General features: G+C 41.5%; 13 protein-coding genes. 1 reads left to right on the forward strand and 12 read right to left on the reverse strand.

Features of this window, described 5'->3' with window-relative positions; genetic code table 11:
- Nucleotides 1-30: 30 nt before the first annotated feature.
- The 3 genes from pssA to M1F05_RS04630 form a co-directional block, all read right to left on the reverse strand.
- Entirely contained in the window at nt 31-1,386 is a 1,356-nt protein-coding gene (gene pssA, locus M1F05_RS04620; RefSeq protein WP_206085470.1) for a CDP-diacylglycerol--serine O-phosphatidyltransferase, read from the reverse strand.
- A gap of 159 nt (nt 1,387-1,545) precedes the next feature.
- A complete protein-coding gene (locus tag M1F05_RS04625; RefSeq protein WP_206085471.1) occupies nt 1,546-4,182 on the reverse strand; it encodes a bifunctional acetate--CoA ligase family protein/GNAT family N-acetyltransferase in 2,637 nt (878 codons plus the stop codon).
- Nucleotides 4,183-4,417: 235 nt separating this feature from the next.
- On the reverse strand, nt 4,418-5,119 hold the full coding sequence (locus M1F05_RS04630; protein ID WP_206085238.1) for a tRNA-uridine aminocarboxypropyltransferase: 702 nt from the start codon (nt 5,117-5,119) through the stop codon (nt 4,418-4,420).
- Nucleotides 5,120-5,289: 170 nt separating this feature from the next.
- Between M1F05_RS04630 and M1F05_RS04635 the strand changes: the two genes are divergently transcribed.
- Nucleotides 5,290-6,393: a tRNA/rRNA methyltransferase gene (locus M1F05_RS04635; RefSeq protein ID WP_206085239.1), complete on the forward strand. Its 1,104-nt coding sequence runs from the start codon at nt 5,290-5,292 to the stop codon at nt 6,391-6,393.
- Nucleotides 6,394-6,461: 68 nt separating this feature from the next.
- Here M1F05_RS04635 and M1F05_RS04640 read toward each other — a convergent pair whose 3' ends face one another.
- The 9 genes from M1F05_RS04640 to nrdF all read right to left on the reverse strand — a co-directional run bounded on the left by M1F05_RS04640 (nt 6,462) and on the right by nrdF (nt 17,598).
- Nucleotides 6,462-6,884: a hypothetical protein gene (locus M1F05_RS04640; protein ID WP_206085240.1), complete on the reverse strand. Its 423-nt coding sequence runs from the start codon at nt 6,882-6,884 to the stop codon at nt 6,462-6,464.
- Nucleotides 6,885-6,983: 99 nt separating this feature from the next.
- Nucleotides 6,984-8,519 carry a multidrug efflux MFS transporter permease subunit EmrB gene (gene emrB, locus M1F05_RS04645; RefSeq protein WP_206085241.1) on the reverse strand — a complete coding sequence of 512 codons (1,536 nt, stop codon included), beginning with the start codon at nt 8,517-8,519 and terminating at the stop codon, nt 6,984-6,986.
- 17 nt (nt 8,520-8,536) lie between these two features.
- Nucleotides 8,537-9,718 carry a multidrug efflux MFS transporter periplasmic adaptor subunit EmrA gene (emrA, locus tag M1F05_RS04650; protein ID WP_206085242.1) on the reverse strand — a complete coding sequence of 394 codons (1,182 nt, stop codon included), beginning with the start codon at nt 9,716-9,718 and terminating at the stop codon, nt 8,537-8,539.
- 217 nt (nt 9,719-9,935) lie between these two features.
- Nucleotides 9,936-10,451 (reverse strand): transcriptional repressor MprA, encoded by a 516-nt coding sequence (gene mprA / locus M1F05_RS04655; protein ID WP_206085243.1) that lies wholly within the window; start codon nt 10,449-10,451, stop codon nt 9,936-9,938.
- 662 nt (nt 10,452-11,113) lie between these two features.
- On the reverse strand, nt 11,114-12,313 hold the full coding sequence (locus M1F05_RS04660) for an MFS transporter (protein WP_206085244.1): 1,200 nt from the start codon (nt 12,311-12,313) through the stop codon (nt 11,114-11,116).
- Nucleotides 12,314-12,447: 134 nt separating this feature from the next.
- Entirely contained in the window at nt 12,448-13,443 is a 996-nt protein-coding gene (gene proX / locus M1F05_RS04665; protein ID WP_206085245.1) for a glycine betaine/L-proline ABC transporter substrate-binding protein ProX, read from the reverse strand.
- 104 nt (nt 13,444-13,547) lie between these two features.
- Nucleotides 13,548-14,708: a glycine betaine/L-proline ABC transporter permease ProW gene (gene proW, locus M1F05_RS04670; protein ID WP_206085246.1), complete on the reverse strand. Its 1,161-nt coding sequence runs from the start codon at nt 14,706-14,708 to the stop codon at nt 13,548-13,550.
- Entirely contained in the window at nt 14,701-15,900 is a 1,200-nt protein-coding gene (proV, locus tag M1F05_RS04675; protein ID WP_206085247.1) for a glycine betaine/L-proline ABC transporter ATP-binding protein ProV, read from the reverse strand. Before proV ends, proW begins: the two co-directional genes overlap by 8 nt.
- A 726-nt stretch (nt 15,901-16,626) precedes the next feature.
- The gene (nrdF, locus tag M1F05_RS04680; RefSeq protein ID WP_206085248.1) at nt 16,627-17,598 is read right to left on the reverse strand and encodes a class 1b ribonucleoside-diphosphate reductase subunit beta; all 972 of its coding nucleotides are present in this window, start codon (nt 17,596-17,598) and stop codon (nt 16,627-16,629) included.
- Between the last annotated feature and the right edge of the window lie 11 nt (nt 17,599-17,609).

Genomic DNA, 17,609 nt, shown 5'->3' on the forward strand with positions numbered 1-17,609 from the left:
GCCACTTTAAAGTGACGCTTTGTTGAAAATTTATAAAATACGACTGATGAGCCGATCTACACGTATGCGTCGTAGCCTACGAATTAGCTTCTTCACTTTAACAGGGTAGGTTTGAATGCTATCTAATTCCCTATAGTGATTAACGACTTTTGTATGAGTGCGGATACATTCTAATTCATGATGGCGTTGATCTTGAAGTTGTTGCTTAGGATCGTGAATTAAGACTGCATTTTCCAGATCTAAGCCCCATGCTCGCGGATTTAAGTTATTACCCGTAATCAATTGCCATTGATTATCGACCCACATACCTTTTAAATGATAAGTATTTTCACCGTCTTTCCAAAGCCTTACTGTCAGCTGTTTGCTATCAATAAAGCGCTGTAAGCGACTAACAAAGCGGCGTAAGTTGATTTCATATAGATAAGGAAGTGCCCCAATAATTTTGAAAGGCTCTTCAGGTGGAATATAGAAATCGTTAGCCGTTTTATCGCCAATAATAATTTCTACATGTTTACCATCACGTAGTAATCGGCTGATGATCCGTACTAATACAGCAGGAAGGTTAAAATACGGCGTACAAATAGTTAGCTTATCGCTGGTTGAGCCCATTAGGTGGGTGATCACTCGGTTGAGATCGTTTTTCTTACCTAAGCCAACAAAAGGTGTTACGGATAATTCATCATTTGATGCATTACCGACAAATTGGTAAGAAGACCCGCGTAGCCCTAAGCGGAATTGTTTTATTAGGTGCTTAAATTCAGCGGTTTTAGGGCGCGTTTCTGTATTTAGACGATGAATGGCATCAGCGGGTAATAAAGAGTCATCAATAAATTTTCGCATTGATGCGGTTAGCTGACTGTTTTTAATAAGGTGATATCGGTCATAACGATATTTTTCATGTCGTTGTAAATACACATCATTGATACTTGCACCGCTATACAATAGGGTATCATCAAAAAGAAAGCCTTTTAGATGTAAGACACCTAAAGCTTCCCGAGTATTGACTGGAATACCATAGATAGGGATGTCGACATTTGGATAATGTTGTGAGACATCGTAATACCAATCTGCGTTGGTGGAATTTGCGGTTGCACCAATGCGCCCTCGTTGAGCCCGATGCCAATCGACGAGAATCTTGATATCTAATGATGTATTAGCTTGTTTTGCCGCATACAGCGCATGAAGAATGTCTTTACCTGCGTCATCTTTCTCTAAATACAAAGCCGTAATGTAGATAGTATTTTCAGCGAGAGAAATTTGTTTAAGCAGTTCATCACGAAAATCTTCTGTCTTATATAGCGTTTTGACATCATCAACATCTTGAGAGAGTTTAGGTAAACTTACCAAATATTGTTGATGCTTTGCTTGTTTTAATTTTGACAACATCACAGTGTGAATTTTCTCTTATTAGTCCAATAGCAAATCGCTTTGCGCACATTTTTAAGCGAATGATCTAGGGATGATAGCATATTTAGTCAAACCATTTAGAATAAATTGCATATCTGTTTAATTTCCATACAGGTTATGCGACACATCCCTGCGTTGTTAAAGATGAAGAGTGAGGTTTACAACACCATCTTCAAATAGTACTTCAACCTCAAACCCCAATTTTTTGGCCAAGCTGATCATATTACGATTCTCAGGCATGGTGATTGCGGTTAATTTTTTGATGCCATGACCGCGGGTATAGTTAAGCAGTTTTTGCATCAACTGATAGCCCAGTGTTTGCCCTTTCATATCGGAGCGTACTAATACTGCGAATTCAGCCTCTTGATTATCAGGATCTGCCATTGCACGAACAACACCAATAATTTCAGGGGTGGAACTTTGGCTTTTTACTGCGACAAAGGCCATTTCACGGTCGTAGTCTATTTGGGTCATATTGGCGAGATCGTCATGGGTAAACTCGCTGATTTCACTAAAATACCGATAATAGAGATCTTCTTTTGTGACCTGCTCGATAAAAGACTTCAATAGTGGTTCATCTTCGGGAAGTATTGGGCGTAATAAGCAGCTTAAATCATCTTTTAAATGAATGGTTTCTTCTAATTCACTTGGGTAAGGGCGAATAGCAAGCCTAGAGGTTGTTGCGCTATCACTTGGGCTGAGTGTCATGGAGACATCCAGCAGGGTAAATTCATCGCCAGAGGCGAGTAATGGGTGAATGTCTAAACGTGTAATATTAGGGCAATCGATGATTAAATTTGAGACTCTGACTAATAAGCTTGAGAGCCCTGGGATATTTAACGGTTCTAATGCACTGCGCGATTTAATTTTATAACCTTTGATTGCGTTAATAACAAGATAACGCGCGAGTGCCATATTTAGTGGGGGTAAAGCGACAGCAGCTTGGCTTTCTTGTTGCCACTCAATTCCCCCTTCGCCTAGCATTATCAATGGCCCAAATACGGGGTCTAATTCTACAGCAATACGTAATTCTTGGGCGCCAGCACGGTTTGCCATGCTTTGTACTAATAAACCTTCGATGCGAGCGTTTGGAAAATTGGTGGAGACACGTTCAATAATCGCTTTTGCGGCATCTTCAACCTCTTTCGAGTTTCTCAGATATAGCATAACACCTTGAACTTCTGATTTATGCACAATATCGGGAGAACGCAGTTTTAAAGCAACGGGGTAACCAATTTTCTCAGCAATTTCAATCGCTTCATCACTTGAGTGGGCAATCCAAGTGGGTAAGCTATGTAGCCCATAAGCTTTTAAAATAGGTTGAACTTCATGCGTATCTAAATGTAAGTTGTTATTTTTTAATGCTTGTTGAATATATTCATGCGCTTGCTGTGTATTGGCAGTGATGCCCACAGGCAGTGCTGGTGTTTCTTTTAATTGTTTTTGGTTGCGTCGGTATTCCACCATATGCATGTAAGCAGTTATGGCACCTTCAGGAGTGCGGTAAGTTGGGATCCCTGCTTCACTAAACAAACGCCGGGATTCTTGGGATGAATATTCACCACACCAATTGGTTAATATCGTCAGCCATTTTCCTCGAGGGTGTTGCTTGATGGTTTTAATGATTTTTTCTGCCATGGACTTGCTTTCAGTGATCGCGCTGGGGGTATGGATCAATAAAAGAGCATCATGATCATGGCTATCGAGCATTTTGTTTAATACGTTAATGTAGCGATCTACTGTGGAATCATCACCCAAGTCAATCGGATTTTGTGTAGAGAGGTCAAGTGGAAGCAGGGCACTGAGTTCATTTTCGGTTTCAATACTGAGTTTGGCCAGCTTACCATTACGCTGTAAAAGTTCATCCAGTGCCATGGCTGCAGGCGCGGCACCATTGCTCATGATTGATAAACGTTCACCCCGTAGTGGGGTCATATAGCTTAGTGTTTCAACTGCAGAAAACATTTCATGAGTATCTTGCACCCGTAATAGCCCCGCGCGTTGGATAGCGGCATCATAGGCGGCATCCAAGCTGGGTTTTTCCCCTAAAAGCTCTTGGGCTTTGCGTGTTCGACCACTTTTTATGACGAGAATAGGCTTGTTACGTGATGCACTGCGTGATGACGATAAAAAGCGTCGTGCATCACTGATGTTTTCAAGGTAAAGCAAAATTGCACTGGTTTTGCTATCGCGGGCTAAGTAATCCAGTAAGTCATCAATATCAATATCGATACTATCACCCAGAGCGATAAAATAGGAAAAACCGATATCACGATGCCTTGCCCAATCAAGCACAGTATTAGAAACTGCCGCAGATTGGGAAATAAAAGCTAGTTTGCCTTTGAGTATTGGAATAGGAGAAAAACTGGCATTTAAACCTTGCCATGGCGCTAAAAAGCCTAAGCTATTAGGGCCTAAAAGCCGAATTTGGTATTGCTGAGCCACCTTTTTTAATTCATTAAATTGAATGGAAGGGGATGATAAGATAATGACAACTTTGCAGCCAGCTTCACCAAGTTGCTGTAAACAAGTAATATTTCTCGAATGATGTGTACAAATTACCGCAAGGTCAGGTTTGAGTGGAAGCTTGTCAATAGAGGGATAGGCCAGTACCCCCAAGACGGAGCTACGATTTGGATTAACTGGGAGAATCGGCCCTTTAAAGCCGCTGGTGAGAAGGTTTTTCATCATCACCGAACCTGCACGGCTCGGGTTTTCAGAGGCGCCAATGACCACAATTGATTTTGGCCTGAATAAAGATTCTAACTGACTCACTAAACCCATAAAGATAACCCTTCGCTTGGTGAACGGTATAATCGTTCAAGAGATAAAAAGAGGCTGAGTAATACTTATGAATACTATGCCCTATCTTTTATATTGCGCTAGTTTATCTGGTGAATTTAATTAATTTATACAAGCACCTTCACGTTTTATGATGACGTTTATCCGAAAGTTGCTATTTCTTGGAACTGCTTACGAAAAAAATCGTGAAAACAGTCCCTAAAAATAGTTAGGGAACCGCTGCGTTTAACACCATTTGTGCCACAGGGTGATGGGGTTTCCCTTCAAGGTATTTTTGACGAAACAGGCTAAAATGACTAAATAACTGCTGTGAGGCTTGGATATCACCAGCAAGCTCTAATATGGTTGCGGCAACTTCTGCGGTGCAATGCTGTTCTTCACGGGATGGTGTGCGTAGCAGGTAGTCTGTCCGAGCTTTTGTATTGATGGATAGCATTGGAATGTTATTGAGGTACGGGCTCTTGCGGAACATTTTGCGCGCTTCAGGCCAGGTTCCATCTAATAGAATAAATAAAGCTGGCTTATCAGAGATGTTCGGTTCATTCACGACAACACGGTTTTCTTGTGCATAGCTTTCAGGGAATATGAGGTAAGGCTGGCGGGTATCATCCTGTAAGGCTGCTAAAAGTAGTGCATCTGGAGCTGTTCTTGACCACTGAAAAGCAAGGGTGTCAGGCAGAACATCCGCGATCAGTTTTCCCGTGTTGCTAGGTTTAAATACTTCACCATCAAACATGATTAAGCAAAATTGGCTTTTCGCTTGAGCGGACGCCGTTTTTTGACACAGGCATTGCGGAATGGGTAGCAAGCAATATTGGCAGCGTTTTACGCGACAGCCCCTTGCTTTAAAAGGTTTTGTCGATAAGGCGAGGCGTTGCTGGCGGAGGTGATAAACGGCATTAGGTGTCATGTTCGATTACTGTTTTACGGGCCATAAAATAAGCCGCATATTGTACGCAAAACGATTTCTATGCGATAGAGGTATATTCAATAACTTTTCGGTGAGATAATAGCGCGAATCGGTAGCGTAGCCTTGCAACATCATGTAATCTTCGCGCCATAGCTTAGTAGGGGATAGTGATGAACGACTCGAATGATTTTAGTGGTAAAAACGGCAAAGTAAAAGTGATGTATGTCCGCAGCGAAGAGCAGGACAACAAAGGTAACGATAAACGCCGTGGCGGTCGTGACGGTGGTCGCGATGATAGACGTGGTGGTAGCGATAAACGCGGTGGTGATCGACGTGATGGTGGCCGTCAAGAAAGAGGGGGGCGTTCAAATCGCCCTGAAGGTGGCCGCCAAGAACGCCGTTCAGATAACCGCGAGAGTACACCGCGTGAGCGTTCTCCGTGGCGCACTGTTTCTAAACCAGATAGCGAAGAATTTGAAAATGACCATGGTGGGATTGTTGGCAAAAGCCAAATCGACCCTGAGCAACTGCGCAAGCAACGCCAAGAAGAGACCCGAATTTACGGCGAAAATGCGTGCCAAGCGATGTTTAAAAATCGACCAGATGCCATTGTTCGCGCATGGTTCTTGCAATCTGTCACCCCACGTTTTCGTGATGCCCTGAAATGGATGGCAGCAAACCGTAAAGCTTACCATGTTGTTGATGATGAAGAGTTATCGAAAGCCTCTGGAACAGAACACCATGGCGGCGTGTGCTTTATTATCAAAAAACGAGGCGGCATGAGCGCAGATGCATATTTAGCACAAGCCGCAGAAAAAGATTGTGTATTAGCGCTGGAAGATGTTGGTAACCCACATAATTTAGGCGGGATCATGCGTAGTTGCGCCCACTTTGGTGTGCAAGGTGTGATTTTACAAGATGCGGGCATGTTGGAATCTGGTGCGGCAATTCGTACCGCAGAGGGTGGTGCTGAGCACATTAAAGCTATTGATGCTGACGGTCTAACGTCCACATTAGAGAAATTCCGCAAAGCGGGTTACACCATCGTGACCACGTCAAGCCATAAAGGCAGCCAAGATTTAGCAAAAGCAAAATTGCCAGCCAAAATGGTGCTTGTTTTAGGCCAAGAAAGTGATGGTTTGAGCGATAGTACGTGGGATCAAGGGGATATGAGCCTGTTTATCGGCGGAACGGGCAAAGTTGAAAGCCTGAATGTCTCTGTTGCTACAGGGGTGATGTTGGCACAATGGTGGCAGCAAAATCAAGTTAAATAATTGTCTTATCGATATGATTCCTAAGGCCATACGTTTTCACGTATGGCTTTTTTCTATCTACTATTTGGTTAGTGAGTAAATAAATCTGCAAACTCAGCAAGTTTCGGCACGAGAAATTCATTTTCTGGATAATTACATGAATAAGCTTCTAATAAGTGATTAGTGAACTGAATGAGATCTAAACGCGTTAATGGTGTGGATTTAGTTACTATCATATATGCCGCAGATATTTCGTTTAAACTGATGCAGTATTCGTAATAACCTTCTGTAAGAGCCTGCTTAATTTCATCGGGGACTGTATTAAAATTCAAGTCATCAGCCTCTAACTTTAACTGCATATAGGCTTGAACATCGTCCAAAATATCGAATGGATAAACCTCTTGGTATTGGTTGACATAGCAAATAAGTTTTCTGCGGAATTGCTCCGCCTGAATATCACTTATTGTATTAATCAATGCTAATACCTGACTGTTTTCAATCCATGATTTCATGAGCGTTTACCTAAGCAGATTAATGGTTGAACTAGTGTATTTGATGGGAAAAAATGAAGCAAAATTAACCCTACACGGAAATGTAGGGTTAATTTGAAGTTAGTGAGCGCCACCACCGTCTTTCGACCCAGCGCCAAATGGTGGTTTAGCGAACCAGACGATCACCATAAGTAAAATAAAGATCCCTGCGGATAACCAGAAAATTTCATTAGCTGATAAGATTAAGCCTTGATCTGTAATGGTTTTCGCTAAGTAAGCTGCACTTTGCTGCTCATTCATGCCAATCTGAGCCAATTCACTGTACATATGCTGCGCATTTGGATTGTATGGATTGACAAATTCTGCAAGATTTTCATGGTGCATGGATTCTCTTTGTGTCCACATTGTCGTGGTAATCGAGGTACCAATTGCCCCCGCTAGCGTTCGGGTAAAGTTAGATAAGCTAGATGCCGATGCCATTTTTTCAGGGGGTAACCCCGATAAGGTAATGGTGGTTAATGGCATAAAGAAGCAGGCAATCGCGAGGCCTTGAACAAATTGCGGCCAGGCAGCTGCTGCAAAGCCCATACCTGGTTCAAAGGTATAAGCACGCCAGTAGTAACAGACAGCATAGATAATAAAGCTGAATGTCACTAAATAACGCATATCAATGCGGTTACCAAATTTACCGATAATTGGCGTGATCAGTAGTGGCAATAACCCAACGGGTGCAGAGGCTAAGCCCGCCCATGTTGCAGTATAACCATAAACCTCTTGCAACAACTGCGGGAGCAAGACGATGGTACCAAAGTACAGCATATAGGCGAGGCTGAGTGATAAGCAGCCAATGGTAAAATTACGTTCCTTAAATAGAGAGAGGTCAATGACAGGGTGGTCGTCAGTTAACTCCCAGACAATTAAGAAGGCTATCGCCACAACGGCGATCACCGTTAAGACAATAATTTCGGTTGAGTTAAACCAATCCAGCTCTTTCCCTTGGTCGAGCATGATTTGCAGTGCACCAATCCCGACAACCAGTAAGACTAAACCAATAGTATCAATGCGTTGGATGGAAACTTTTGTTTCACGGCCTTTTAAAGTGCGCATGATGGCAAAGATAATCGCCACACTGAATGGGACGTTGATAAAGAATATCCATCCCCAATGGTAGTTGTCACTAATATAGCCCCCAAGAATGGGCCCGCAAATTGGAGCCACAACAATGGTCATTGACCAAAGTGCCAGTGCCATGCTGCGCTTGGCAGGGGGGTAGTTGTTCAGAAGTAGGCTTTGGGATAGAGGGATCAGTGGCCCTGCGACTAAACCTTGAAGTACACGGAATAAAATTAGCATTTCTAAGCTGCCAGAAATGCCGCATAACCAAGATGTTAAGGCAAAGAGACCCGTTGACCATAGAAATAGTCGAACTTCACCAATACGCCGTGCTAGCCAGCCAGTAACGGGAATAGAGATTGCATTTGCTACACCAAACGAGGTAATCACCCACGTTCCTTGGGAGTTAGATGCTCCTAAATTACCCGCAATCGTTGGGATAGCAACGTTAGCAATGGTTGAGTCAAGTACTTGCATAAAGGTCGCCAAGGAAAGGGCGATAGTCATCCAAGCCAGTTTTGAACCAGTGAGCGGTGCTGTCATGTCAGTTGCGCCCCCAATTATTTGTTCCCAGCGTTATTATTAATTATCTCAGTAACTATTTTGTCCGCAGGAGACATATCCACCGCTAATGCAGATGTATGGTAAGCTGGCGCATCGCGCATGCCTTTTGACAGTACTTTGCCATCTTTATTGAGAGTATCAATCGTCACTTCAGTGGATAAACCGATACGCAATGGGCGTTCTTCAAGTTGCGCAGGGTCTAACGCGATACGCACGGGCAGGCGCTGTACTACTTTTATCCAGTTTCCACTGGCGTTTTGTGCAGGTAATAATGAAAATGCACTTCCCGTTCCCATGTCTAAACCGACCACGGTACCGTTAAAGACCACGTCCTTGCCGTAGAAGTCGGCTGTTACTTTCGCTGGTTGGCCGATACGCATATCTGCAAGTTGCGTTTCTTTAAAGTTTGCATCAATCCACATGCCACTCGATGGAACGATAGCCATTAATGGTGTTGATGGGGTGATTTGTGAGCCAATTTGCACACTACGGCGAGAGACATAACCGTCTACTGGACTAACAATTTTGGTGCGTTGTAAGGCTAGCCATGCATTACGAACTTGAGTCGCAGCCTGTTCTACTGCGGGTTGTTTTTCAATGGGCGAGTTAAGCACGATCGCTTGGTTAGCATTATATTGTTCAACTGCCATGTCCAATGCGGCTTTTGCGCTGACGACTGATTCACGGGCGTGTTGTAGCTCTTCTTTACCAATTAAATTACTACTACCTAGCACTTCACGGCGTTTTAGGTCGTTTTGTAAACGCCCTAATTCAGAACGTTTAACATCAATATTAGCTTGCAGCTGGCGGCTATTAATAATGTGCTGGCGGGTTTGGCGTACACTATTTGCCAGTTCGGTTTTGGCTTTATCCAGTGCAAGTTCAGCATCTCGAGGGTCAAGTTCAACTAGCACAGTACCGCTTTGTACGAAGTCAGTATTATCAACGTTAACGGTCATGACGCTCCCTGATACTTGGGATTGAATTTGCACTTGGTTACCAGCAACGTAAGCGTTATCCGTTGACTCATAATGGCGAAGGACTAAATACCAGTAAACGCCCCAACCCACGCCAATAGCGATAAAAATAAACGTTAAAAACATTAAGGCATTTTTGCGCTGTCTTTTTTTATTTCGTTGGGGAGCTTGCGTTTGTTGCATTTCCTCAGGGGAACTCATACTGGTATTACTCCATTTTTGATGGATAAGGATCACGGTTGTTTCCAGTAGCTAGTAATAACCACTGGAAACTGAGACTACAAATGATTTTGTTGCTTGATGGGAATATCGTAAAGCACAAGGTTGAAAGGATAATGAAATATTGTAGGCTGAAAAGTTTTTTTTTGCTTTTAAGCCTTCGAATGCCTCAAATACATTAACCTTACAAAAATAATGGTTAATCTTTTATAGTATCCAGTTTTGTCAGTAATTTACGCATTAGTTTATCAAGCTGTTGTTTTTCATCAGCTTCTAAAACTGACCAGATATCGATTAACGCTCGATGTTGTGGCGGTAACAAACCACTTAAAAACTCTGAGCCTTTTTCGGTGAGGTGCAAATGTAGACAACGTCTATCATTGTGACTTTCTTTACGTTCAATCCAACCATTCTTTTCGAGTTCATCAGCGATGCGTGTTGCATTGGTGCGAGATGAACCAAGCGCTGCACTGAGCTCAGAAGGTTGGATACTGCGTGAATCTTTTGTATCTAAGATCATTAAGGCCATGAAAAGTGTTTCATTAATTCCTTGAGCTCGTAGCATATTATTACGAGATTCAAGTAATTTTCCATGAACATGCATACATAAGCGTGTTAAGAGTATCTCTTGATACGGGATCGGTTTTTCGTGTGTATCTTGTTGCGCGACACGAGCATTTAAAAGCTCTTCTGTCGGTGTAAATGAACTTTCCATTATTTGGATACCTTATTAGTTTCAGTTGGTAAGATTACAACTGTCATCAACCATCTAAATGGTATATTAAAAGATAGAATTAGCAATTATACTTAATTAATATCGATGATTTTATTTTGATAATGATACATGATTCATAAATATTATGAATGTAATTTATGGATTTCAGTATAGCGCAAAGTGCATTTCTAGCCTATTTAAGTTTATTTGGCTATAATTTAACCAAAATAAATGCAATTTATACGTCAAACAAAACCATATAAAACAATATATAATCACATCGTATTAACTCAATACCATTTTTTTTATTACCCAATAATTACAAGTTAGATAGATATTGTGATCATCTAAGTGTAAGTACCTATTTTTTAATTTTATATAATTATTATTACCAGTAATTACTTATTGAATTAACAATAATTATACCTTACTGAAGAGCTATAGTATTTGTTTAACAGTGTCATTTGTTAACTTTTGCCATGGTAATAATAACAACATATAACTATTATCTTGAATTATTGATGGTAATTTATTGATTATGCATAAATATAAGTAAGAAAAGTGATGATTCCACTCTGAATATATTATGTATTTTTAAGTATTAACGTGCGGCTGATAACATTTAAAACAAAATGTTAACAGCCGCAGAAAAGGAAAACGCATTATTCATCTGAAGCAGCGATAGTTGGATCAAATCGGATACCAATGACCCAAATAATTAAGCTTAAGGCCGTTAAACTAACGCCTGCAATTGCGACTCCTTCCCAGCCTGCGCGCTCATAGGCATAACCTGATAATAACGAGCCGAGTGCACCACCAATAAAATAACTGGTCATATACCCTGCAGTGAGGCGGTTACGCGCTTCAGGCATAATTCGATATAAGGTGCTTTGGCTGGTAACGTGGACAGCTTGAACGGCAAGGTCAAGAACTAAAATGCCAATAATAAAGGCGATCAAGGAGTGTTTTGCTAAGCCAATGGGTAACCAGGAGAGCAGTAATAAAACGAGTCCAATTGTGGTGATTATCTTGCCTTTACCTTTATCCACAAGGTGCCCTGCTTGAGATGCCATCAATGCGCCCGCTGCACCAACAAGGCCAAACAAACCGATAGTTCCTTCAGAGTAGTTAAATGGGGGGCTCGCTAATAAAAATGCCATTGCTGTCCACAGTAAACCAAAATTGGCAAAAGAAAGTGCACCCAGTGAGGCTCGGACAGCTAAAACAGGTGTACTAAAAAATAATCGACCAATAGAGCAAAGTAATTGAAAGTAGTTAAGATTAGCTTTTTGATGATAGCGAGGTAATTTAATCGCTAATACAATTAATAAGATAATTAATAAAACAAATGCGACCCAATAAATCGCTCGCCAGCCTCCGACCATTGCCACTGCGCCAGATACCGTTCTCGCCAGTAAAATCCCCAGCAGTAAGCCACTCATAATAATCCCAACGGCTTTCCCCCGTTTATTGGGGTGTGCAATGGAGGCTGCCATTGGAATAAGTACTTGAGCAACAACAGAAAATAGTCCTGTGAGTGCCGTTCCTAATAGGATTTGCCAAATATTGGTTGAAAGAGCAGTAATGAGTAAGCCTGAAGCGGAAAGAAACGTCATAAATAATATTAGGCGTTTTCGTTCAAATAAGTCCCCTAGAGGAACTAAAAACAGTAAACCGACTGCGTAGCCAAGCTGTGCGGCTGTGACAATAAACCCTGCCATATTAGTTGTCAGGTTAAATTGAGCAGCAATGGTATCTAACAGTGGTTGGGCATAATAGTTGCTGGCAACGACAAGGCCTGTCGCAATGGCCATCAAAATTGTGAGGCCCGTTGTTAGCTCAGCAGTTTGGGTCTGTTTCATGTGGGTTACCTAATATTAGCTAGGCGACTACTATAAACAAAATTTATTACCTTGGTTTATTTCTTTTTGCCATTGATACAAAAAACCACCCAGATTAGCGGGTGGCTTTAGGCATTTTATTATGTGATTTATGCTTACTTAGCGGCTTCCTTCGCTGTTTTCACCCAGCCATCAAATGTCGATTGGTGAGCTTTTATCCAAGCATTTGTGTGACGTTGAATATCCGCTTGTGAGGCTTCCCCGTTATGCATTCTTAAATTCTGCGCATTGATATCCGCAATAGGCAGCTTCATCACTTCAAATAATTTTGCTGCTGAAGGGTTATCCGCAGCCCATTTTTTGTTAGCCACGATATGCATGGTATTCGGTGGGAAACCATAGTTTTTTCCATTAGGTAACGTCGTGTCTGTTTTTTCACCGTTTGGCATTGAAGAGAAAGGCACTTCTAGCCAGACCACATCACGACCAGGCTTGAGCACATCACTGATCCAGTAAGGTGTCCATGTATAGTATAAAATAGGCTTACCTTCTTTATATCGGGTAATGGTATCTGCCATCATTGCCGCGTAGTTACCTTGGTTGTGATCAACTGTTTTTTCGAGATCATAGGCTTTTAAATGATTATTAATGGCGGCTTCACAACCCCAGCCTGGGTTACAGCCTGTTAAATCGGCTTTACCATTGCCATTTGAATCAAAGAGTTTGGCAATTTTAGGATCTTTGAGTTGTTCCACATTGGTAATATTGTATTTTTCAGCCGTTTTTTTGTCGATTAGGTAGCCTTGAGCCGCATTGACGACATAATTCCCTTGACGATAGAACACGTTATCACCGCCAGCAGCATCATACTGGGCATTATGCAAAGGAACCCAGCTGGTGGCTAAGTAAGTTGCATCACCATTCGCAATGGATGCATAAGCTACGTTATAGTCGACCTCTTTGATAGGCTGAACATCATAGCCCAGTTCCTCAAGGGCTTTTGCAACGATCAGTGTTTGGAATGTTTCTTCACTGATTGTACTTTGTACAGGATTAATTTTTATTCCTTTACCAGGTAGGTCGTTAGCGGTTGCCAATGGAACGGTAAATATGGCTGTCAGTGCAGATGCAAGAATGATTTTATGTTTCATTATATTGTTCCCTCTGTTTTATTTCGCAGCGAGCTTGGCTGTAATGGGAAGAGCCAAGTTAAGTGCCAAGTGAATGGCACTCAGGTGAATGGAGGATGTTTTAATTAATTGTTTTTTTTGCAAAATGGGCGTACGACCAGTCCTATAGGGCCTTTCTGATACCAACGAGTCGGTGTTTTACCACGAGTATCTTGCCCTAAAGATTGGGTAAGGCGGTCTAAAATGATGGCGAGGATCACAATACCGACACCCCCGACGGATGCGAGGCCCATATCAAGGCGGCCTATCCCCCTTAAGACCATTTGGCCTAAGCCCCCGACTGCAATCATTGATGCGATAACCACCATTGACAGCGCTAACATTAAGGTTTGGTTAACCCCAGCCATAATGGTTGGCATAGCGAGTGGTAATTGCACTTTAAACAACATTTGACGAGGGCTTGCGCCGAATGATTCCGCGGCTTCAATTAAATCGGCAGGGACTTGCTTGATCCCTAAAATGGTCAAACGAATGATCGGCGGTAATGCAAATATAATGGTGACGACGACGCCTGGCACATTACCGATACCAAATAACATGACGATCGGCACTAAATAGACGAATGCAGGGGTGGTTTGCATTGCATCAAGTAATGGGCGAATGATTCTGGAGGCTCTATCACTGCGCGCTAGCCAAATCCCCAACGGTAGCCCTATCACAATACAAAACATCAATGAGGTGAGTACCAGCGATAACGTCACCATCGCTTCCGACCATGCACCAATTGCTCCAATGGCTATCATCGAAACAAAGGTGGCAACTCCCATTGCTCGTCCTGCAAATTGCCAAGCAAGTAATGCAAAAATGATAATGGCTACGGGAGACGGTAGCGAGGTGAGAAATTGTTCAAACCCACTAAGAATAAAATCGATGGGCGCTCGTATTCCTTGAAATACAGGGCGGAAGTTGAGAACAACCCAATCGATGGCATGGGCAACCCATGAATCAAGGGGGATAAGCGTATGCTGGAAAGGATCCATAATATTAAACTGATCGGGTACGATGCTATCTGTTGGAGCTGCATCAAGCCAATCACTGGATCCTGAATCTGTTGTGGGTGAGCTACCCCATGGATCATCTGAAGCACTTTGGTCTGGCGTGGAGCTTGTTGCCCATGGATCGTCTGATGAGGTTGTTTCAGGCGTTTGTTCTGGCGTTTGCTCAACTTGAGTATCGGCCCATGGATCCTGTTGGTCGATGGTATTTTCTTGATTTTGCTTACTCATTTGGCGTTTCCTTATCCAGTGCTTGTAGTAGCATGCCTTTCGAAATCACCCCTAAATAACGATTTTTTTCGTTGACGACAGGGACCGCACAAGGTGCTTGTGCAATCGTCGAGATGACTTCATTTAAGGAGGTATCACCTTGAATCGGCTCGATATCTGGCAAAATGGCAGCTTCAATTCCGGCTTTGTCATGCAGCGCTTTTTCTAAGGATTCAATGGATACAACACCAGCAAAAGTATGGCCGCGTGAGAGCAAATAGCCATGGTAGCGGTCTTCATCATTAAGCACTTTTAAGGCTGAACGAGGCCCAAAGCCAGGCGCGATATGCAACAATGCATTAGGGCGTCTTCGCGCTATATCTTTGGCACTGAATACTTGGCTAATATCAACTCCACGGAAGAAAGTTCTGACGTAGTCATTGGCAGGGTTATTCAGTATTTCATCGGGTGTTCCGACTTGAACGACCACGCCACCTTGCATAATGGCAATGCGGTCACCAATTCGCATAGCTTCATCGAGGTCATGGGAGATAAAAACGATAGTGCGTTGTTTATCACCTTGTAAAGAAAGCAATTCATCTTGCATTTCTGTTCGAATGAGTGGGTCAAGAGCAGAAAAGGCTTCATCCATTAAAAGAATATCAGGGTCATTAGCGAGTGCTCGCGCTAAGCCAATGCGTTGGCGCATTCCGCCAGAAAGCTCATCAGGGAATGAGTTAGCCCATTTATCGAGGTTAACTTGATTCAGTGCATCCATTGCTTTTTTATAGCGTTCTTCTTTCGAAATGCCAGAAAGTTCCATGCCAAAAGCTGTATTATCAATCACATTCATGTGTGGCATTAACGCAAAGGATTGGAATACCATACTGATTTTAGTTCGACGTACTTCACGCAGCGCTTTGTCGGAAATATTAGAGATATCTTGCCCATCAATCAGCACCTGGCCGCTGGTAGGTTCAATCAGGCGATTGAGGAGGCGCACCAAAGTGGACTTCCCTGAACCCGAAAGCCCCATGACTACGAAGATTTCGCCTTCTTCAATCGCCAGATTCACATCTTGAACACCGACCGTGAGGCCCGTTTTTTCAAAGATAGCATCTTTGTCCATTCCTGATTCTAAAAGCTTAAATGCGGAGTCAGGATTTTCCCCAAATATTTTATATAAATTTTTAACTTCTAATTTTATTGCCATATATTATTTACCCAATTTTCAATCAACAAAAGAGTTGGAGCCCAAATGAATAATGTTGATTCAATGATGATAGTCGAGCCTATTGAGACCTAAACGTAGGCTATCGCTTGAAAATTATTAGGGCAGAAATTCCTATTTTAATTTAATGGGTTTATTCATTATGGTTTAAATTCAAATGCTCCTGATTAGATTATTAGTAAAAATTGCAAGCAATAAACCCTAGCATAATAAAAACTCCTGACAACCCTTGGTTAAGCAGAATTAATCAAAAAAATGAGTGTCAAAAATGCTGAATATCATTCAAATAATCAAAAGAAAGTAGCGAGTATGAGCAATAATATGAAAATTAATAGAGATAGTTAACTTGCTGGTGAGACTGTATTTATTTTGACAGAATTAAAAATAATCAAATGAGATTTAGTGAATTAATGATGATAATTTTTAGACAACAATAATGTAATAATTAGCGAATGAAAATAAATAAGATAAAACACCATAATCATTAATTTTATTAACTTATTTTTGGGTTTTAAAATAGAGAAATGAAAAAAATGCCTGATTAATTCATTAAAAATGAGCAATCAAACAGATATCCCTATAAAAAACGAACTGATTTGAGTATTTTTTAGTCTAAAAAATACCCTAAAAAATAAAGTTATTATTATTCATCAGGGTATGTTTGGTATTGATGCTTTAAGTTAAATGTAAAATAAATTAATCAATTGATTAAAAGTTCCAGTCATCATCCTCTGTGCTGACAGCTTTGCCAATAATATAAGAAGAACCTGAACCTGAGAAGAAATCATGATTTTCATTCGCGTCAGGGGATAATGCAGATAATATTGCCGCACTCACATCGGTGACTGTATCTGGGAATAAGGCTTCATAACCTAAATTCATTAAAGCCTTGTTGGCATTATAGTGTAAGAACTTTTTAACATCTTCTGTCCAGCCTACGGGGTCATATAACTCTTGGGTATATTTTACTTCATTTTCATATAAATCGAATAATAATGAGAAAGTAAAATTCTTTATTTCTGATTGTGTTTTTTCATCATAATTCAATAATGATTTTTGGAATTTATAGCCAATATAATAACCATGAATCGCCTCATCTCGAATGATTAATCGAATTAAGTCAGCAGTATTTGTGAGTTTGCCACGGCTTGACCAATACATAGGTAAATAAAACCCAGAATAGAATAAGAAAGATTCCAAAAAGACACTCGCCACTTTTTTCTTTAATGGATGTGAATCACAATAATAAGAAAGAATGATTTTAGCTTTATTCTGTAATGCATTATTCTCCTCACTCCAACGAAAAGCTTCATCGACATCGCTGGTGGAACATAAGGTGGAGAAAATAGAACTGTAAGAGCGCGCATGTACCGCTTCCATAAAGCTAATATTGGATAAAACGGCTTCTTCGTGGGGCGTTTGTGAGTCAGGCATCAAACAAGGCGCACCAACCGTATTTTGAATGGTGTCAAGCAGTGTTAGACCGGTAAAGACACGTATAGTCAGCTTTTTTTCTGCTTCAGTGAGGGTATTCCACGACGGGATATCGTTGGATAGCGGGACTTTTTCGGGTAACCAGAAGTTAGAAGTGAGGCGGTTCCAAACCTCAAGGTCTTTATCATCTTGAATGCGGTTCCAGTTGATTGCCTTCACAGGGGCTGCGGATGTATTGGTGGTCATATTCTGATTCC

It is taken from the genome of Providencia sp. PROV252 (assembly GCF_033676005.1).
GTDB lineage: Bacteria > Pseudomonadota > Gammaproteobacteria > Enterobacterales > Enterobacteriaceae > Providencia > Providencia vermicola.

What these genes read in the sequence shown, in the direction of transcription:
- proV (WP_206085247.1), bottom strand. Translation starts at nt 15,900, where the DNA reads ATGGCAATAAAATTAGAAGTTAAAAATTTATATAAAATATTTGGGGAA.
- emrB (WP_206085241.1), bottom strand. Translation starts at nt 8,519, where the DNA reads ATGACAGCACCGCTCACTGGTTCAAAACTGGCTTGGATGACTATCGCC.
- pssA (WP_206085470.1), bottom strand. Translation starts at nt 1,386, where the DNA reads ATGTTGTCAAAATTAAAACAAGCAAAGCATCAACAATATTTGGTAAGT.
- proW (WP_206085246.1), bottom strand. Translation starts at nt 14,708, where the DNA reads ATGAGTAAGCAAAATCAAGAAAATACCATCGACCAACAGGATCCATGG.
- M1F05_RS04635 (WP_206085239.1), top strand. Translation starts at nt 5,290, where the DNA reads ATGAACGACTCGAATGATTTTAGTGGTAAAAACGGCAAAGTAAAAGTG.
- M1F05_RS04630 (WP_206085238.1), bottom strand. Translation starts at nt 5,119, where the DNA reads ATGACACCTAATGCCGTTTATCACCTCCGCCAGCAACGCCTCGCCTTA.
- mprA (WP_206085243.1), bottom strand. Translation starts at nt 10,451, where the DNA reads ATGGAAAGTTCATTTACACCGACAGAAGAGCTTTTAAATGCTCGTGTC.
- M1F05_RS04640 (WP_206085240.1), bottom strand. Translation starts at nt 6,884, where the DNA reads ATGAAATCATGGATTGAAAACAGTCAGGTATTAGCATTGATTAATACA.
- emrA (WP_206085242.1), bottom strand. Translation starts at nt 9,718, where the DNA reads ATGAGTTCCCCTGAGGAAATGCAACAAACGCAAGCTCCCCAACGAAAT.
- M1F05_RS04660 (WP_206085244.1), bottom strand. Translation starts at nt 12,313, where the DNA reads ATGAAACAGACCCAAACTGCTGAGCTAACAACGGGCCTCACAATTTTG.
- proX (WP_206085245.1), bottom strand. Translation starts at nt 13,443, where the DNA reads ATGAAACATAAAATCATTCTTGCATCTGCACTGACAGCCATATTTACC.
- nrdF (WP_206085248.1), bottom strand. Translation starts at nt 17,598, where the DNA reads ATGACCACCAATACATCCGCAGCCCCTGTGAAGGCAATCAACTGGAAC.